Raw genomic sequence first — 4,285 nt, 5'->3', positions numbered from 1 at the left:
AACGTCACGGGGAAAGTCCAGGTCTTGCGTAGCTGCTCGGGCAGCTGCGTCATCGACGTGGTGAGTGCCGCGTTCATCGCGATCGCGCCATAGCCCCCGAGCGAGGGGCCGTTCTTCACGGGCGGACTCTCGCCCCAGCCCTCGAGCCGAGGCAGGTGCACCAGGAGCGTGGAGCGGCTGCTGCGCTCGACAAGCGTGCCGATCGCGGAGCGGCCCGTCCCGATGATCAAATCGCCTTCCCAGTGTCCGGGGACCGCGCGGTCCCCGGCCTCGGCGGGGCGTTCACTGAGGATGACGTCCGCGGTGACATGCCCCTTCGGCTTGTTCTGCGACCGTGCACGGGGAACCCGTAGCGCCCGGCCGGTGCGCAGACACATGACCAGTTCCCGCTTGAGCGCGCCACGGCCTTCGATGAACAGCGCCTGGTAGATCGCTTCGTGGCTGATGCGCATGGACTCATCATCGGGGAAGTCGACATGGAGCCGGTGCGAGATCTGCTCCGGGCTCCATGCCGTCGCCCAACGCCTGTCCTGCCGATGCGGCTTGTTCAGCCCTTTCCACCCAGGCGTCTCAGGCCCGGTGACGATCATGCCGTCGGGGCGACGGACGCTGCCGGCGAGCCGCTCCTGCACGTACTCACGCAACCTGTCGTCGCCTGCGAGCTTCGCGGTCTTCGGGCGCTTCGCAGCCTGCTGCGCTTTCCACTGCGCTACCAGAGCCCGGTAGACCGGTTTGCCGCCCCGGGTCGCCGCGTTGCGGCGCAGCTCGCGTGAGATCGTGCCCGCGTCGCGGCCGATCCTGCGAGCGATCTCCCGCACGCCGAAGTCCTGGGCGCGCAGTAGCGCGATCTCCTCACGCTCAGCGAACGACAGATAGCGGCCGGTGGGCTCGTCCAGGCTGATCGGCGGCATCCCGCCAGCGTGACGGAACCACCGGGTTCCGACCGGCCATGAAACGCCAACAGCCACCGCGGCCTCTGCCGTCGTCACTCCCGACGCGATCCGCCGCCAGAAGTGGCGCTGCACTGCACGAGAGGGCTCCGGCCGACCCGGTGAACGCATTGGCGGTCGCATTGCCCGATCCGCCGCCCACTGCCGTCGCGCTCCCGCAAGAGCCTCCGGCATCTTCTGCTTCTGGTCTCGTCCCATCGCATACCTCCGTGATCAAGGTGTTGCGACGACCAGTTGAATCCGCCCTCGGATCCGCGGTCCGAGTGTGCGATGCAGCCCTCCTTGAGCAGCCCGCGGCCGGCAGCCATCCTCAGCGCGTCGACGACCAGGGAGGCGCGGTGGTGGTCGGCCATCGAGTAGCCGACGATCTCGCGGGTGGCCAGGTCCAGCCAGGTCGCCAGATACAGCCAGCCCTCGTCGGTGGGGATATAGGTGATGTCCCCGACCAGTTTCCGGCCCGGGGCATCGGCTGTGAAGTCGCGGCCGATCAGGTCCGCGGCGGGCACCGCCCTCTTCGCCGGACGGGTCAGCGACCGGCGCTTGCGCCGGGTGACCCCGGCGATGCCGCGCTCACGCATGATCCGCTCCACTCGCTTGCGGTTGACCCGCCAATCCAGCCTGCGCAACTCGGCATGGATACGCGGCACCCCGTAGGTGCACCGGGAGGCGATGTGCAACACGGTGATCTCGTGGGCCAGGGCGTCGTCGGCGGCCCGGCGGGCGGCGCGGGCCTGCTCGCCGGCCAACCAGGCGTAGAAGGAGGACCGGGCCACCTTCAGCAGCCGGCACAGCAGAGCGACTGGGTGGGTGGTCTTCTCCGCCTCGATGAACGCGTACACGTCGCTCATCGATCGCTCTCTTTCGCGAAGAAGACCGCCGCTTTTCGCAGCACCTCGATCGTCTCGGCCTGCTCACGGTTCTGCCGCCGCAGCCGGCGCAACTCTTCCCGCTCCGCGCTCGTCAGCTCGCCCGGGGCCCCTTGCCCGCAGTCGATCGTGTCCTGCTTGACCCAGTTCCGCAGTCCCTCGGCGCTGACCCCGAGTTCCCGGGCCACCTCGGTGACGGTCCTGCCGGAGGAGCGGACCAGGGCGACCGCGTCCCGCTTGAACTCCTGCGTGTACCGCCTGCTGCGGTTGCTCTTGTTTCCCACCTGGCACTACTTCCTCTGGAACCTCACGTCCCGGTCTCCAGGTGTCCAACATCAAGGGGAAGCTTCACGTCCCGGTCTCCAGGTGTCCAACATCAAGGGGAAGCTTCAATCGCCCCTTCCACCTATTAGGGCTTGGTCAGGTCGGCGTTGATGGTGCGTGTCCTGTGGGTCCGGTGTGTCGTTGAGGATGTGTGACTCCGGAGGAAATTGCATCTGTGCGTAGCGAGTTGGAGGACTTCGCGGCAGGGGTCTTCGAGCCGTTCGCGCGTAATGATCAGCGTCGGTGGGGGCAGGTCTACTTGCGAGGTCTGCTCACCGATGGGCAGCGCAAGTCGGTCGAGCCGATGGCGGCCCGGCTGGGTGAGGACGGGAACCGGCAGGCTCTTGCCCATTTCGTGACGACCAGTCCGTGGGATCCGGCGCACGTGCGGGCCCGGCTGGCCTGGAAGATGGAAGCGGCGATCCGGCCGAAGGCGCTGATCTTCGACGACACCGGCTTCCTCAAGGACGGCAATGCCTCGGCGTGTGTGTCGCGGCAGTACACCGGCACCGCGGGCAAGGTCACCAACTGCCAGGTGGGCGTCTCCCTGCACCTCGCGTCCGATCATGCCTCGGCGGCGGTCGACTGGCGGCTGTTCCTGCCCGAGACCTGGGCGCCCGGGTCCGTGAAGGCGGACCCGGCCAAGGTCGCCCGCCGCACCGCCTGCGGCATTCCCGAGGACGTCGGGCATGTGGAGAAGTGGCAGCTGGCCCTGGACATGCTCGATGAGACCCGCTCGTGGGGCATCGAGGTGCCGCTGGCCGTCGCGGACGCCGGATACGGCGACGCGGCGGCGTTCCGCCTCGGCCTGCAGGCCCGCGGCCTCCACTATGTGGTGGGGATCTCCACCACGCTCTCGGCCCAGCCCGGCGACGCCGTGCCGGTGACCCCGCCCTACAGCGGGAACGGGCGTCCGCCGGTGGCGAAGTACCCGGACAAGCCCCAGTCGGTGAAAGAGCTGGTCATCGCGGCGGGCCGGAAGGCCGCAAGGCCGGTCCAGTGGCGGGAGGGATCCCGGCCCGGCGCCGGGCGCTCCGGCCGCAAGCGGATGTACTCCCGCTTCGTGGCCCTGCGGATCCGGCCTGCCGGACGCGAGATCCGGCAGACCACCGACGGCCCAGAACTCCCGGAGTGCTGGCTTCTGGCCGAGTGGCCCGCCACCGAACCGGAACCGGTCCAGTTCTGGCTGTCCGACCTGCCCGCCGACACTCCGCTGACCACCCTGGTCCGCCTGGCCAAACTCCGCTGGCGCATCGAGCACGACTACCGGGAGATGAAACAGGCCCTGGGACTGGCTCACTTCGAGGGCCGCACCTGGACCGGCTGGCACCACCACGTCACCCTCGTCTCCGTCGCCCACGCGTTCTGCACCCTGCAACGACTGGCCCGAGCCCCAAAAGACGAGGCGCCGGCCTGAGCCTCTACCGCATCGTCCGCGAACTGCAGACCCTCCTCGCGGTCTGGACCGGCGCCTGCCCCACCTGCCACCGCGACATACCCTCACCCACCCCGACCTGACCAAGCCCTACTATTACGCGCACAAGAAACGCCTGGCCGTCCCGTCTGCCCGTACCGTGCGGGACGCGGAACTCAAGGAGCGGATCCGCCAGGTCCACACCGACAACTACCGTGTCTACGGGGCCCGGAAGATCTGGCGGGAGCTGAACCGGCAGGGTCACGCGGTGGCCCGCTGCACCGTCGAACGGCTGATGCGCGAGCTGGGCATCGCCGGCGCGGTCCGCGGCAAGAGGGTCCTCACCACGATTCCGGACCAGCAGGCCGAGCGGGCACCGGACCGGGTGGACCGCGACTTCGTCGCCGGCGCGCCGAATCGCTGCTGGGTCGCGGATTTCACGCACGTGGCGACCTGGGCCGGGGTGGTCTACGTGGCCTTCGTCGTGGACACCTTCTCCCGCCGGATCGTCGGCTGGTCCGCCGCGACGTCGAAGGAGACCCAGCTCGTCCTGGACGCTCTGGAGATGGCACTGTGGCAGCGCGACCGCGATGAACACCCCCATGTTCGCGGCGAGTTGATACATCACAGCGACGCGGGCAGCCAGTACACCAGTTTCCGGCTGGCCGAGCACCTGGACGCGGCCGGTATCGCGGCCTCGATCGGCTCGGTCGGCGATGCGTACGACAACG

Annotated in this window: 5 protein-coding genes; 2 read left to right on the top strand and 3 right to left on the bottom strand. The window is 68.9% G+C overall.

What is annotated here, in order from left to right; translation table 11 throughout:
- The 3 genes from AOK11_RS10255 to AOK11_RS10245 form a co-directional block, all read right to left on the bottom strand.
- On the bottom strand, positions 1–1,073 hold a 1,073-nt coding region (locus AOK11_RS10255; RefSeq protein WP_240497286.1), incomplete at its 3' end, for an IS30 family transposase.
- A complete protein-coding gene (locus AOK11_RS10250; RefSeq protein ID WP_079034752.1) occupies positions 986–1,798 on the bottom strand; it encodes an IS3 family transposase in 813 nt (270 codons plus the stop codon). The genes AOK11_RS10250 and AOK11_RS10255, both read right to left, overlap by 88 nt.
- On the bottom strand, positions 1,795–2,100 hold the full coding sequence (locus AOK11_RS10245) for a transposase (RefSeq protein ID WP_055593344.1): 306 nt from the start codon (positions 2,098–2,100) through the stop codon (positions 1,795–1,797). The genes AOK11_RS10250 and AOK11_RS10245 overlap by 4 nt, the downstream gene beginning before the upstream one ends.
- A 191-nt stretch (positions 2,101–2,291) precedes the next feature.
- On the opposite strand from AOK11_RS10245, the gene AOK11_RS10240 reads away from it, so the two are divergent.
- Both AOK11_RS10240 and AOK11_RS10235 read left to right on the top strand, forming a co-directional pair.
- Positions 2,292–3,557, top strand: a complete 1,266-nt coding sequence (locus AOK11_RS10240) for an IS701 family transposase (protein WP_055593343.1) — start codon at positions 2,292–2,294, stop codon at positions 3,555–3,557.
- A 43-nt stretch (positions 3,558–3,600) separates the two neighbouring features.
- A partial coding sequence (locus AOK11_RS10235; protein WP_157869319.1) for an IS3 family transposase occupies positions 3,601–4,285 on the top strand: 685 nt, incomplete at its 3' end.

This window comes from Streptomyces hirsutus (assembly GCF_001418415.1).
GTDB classification, from domain to species: Bacteria; Actinomycetota; Actinomycetes; order Streptomycetales; family Streptomycetaceae; genus Streptomyces; species Streptomyces hirsutus.
Note: the sequence above shows the minus strand (reverse complement) of the source record. Positions and strands in the feature narration are given on the sequence as shown.

Bases quoted from the DNA above. Each gene is read 5' to 3' on its own strand.
- AOK11_RS10250 (WP_079034752.1), bottom strand. From the start codon at position 1,798: ATGAGCGACGTGTACGCGTTCATCGAGGCGGAGAAGACCACCCACCCA.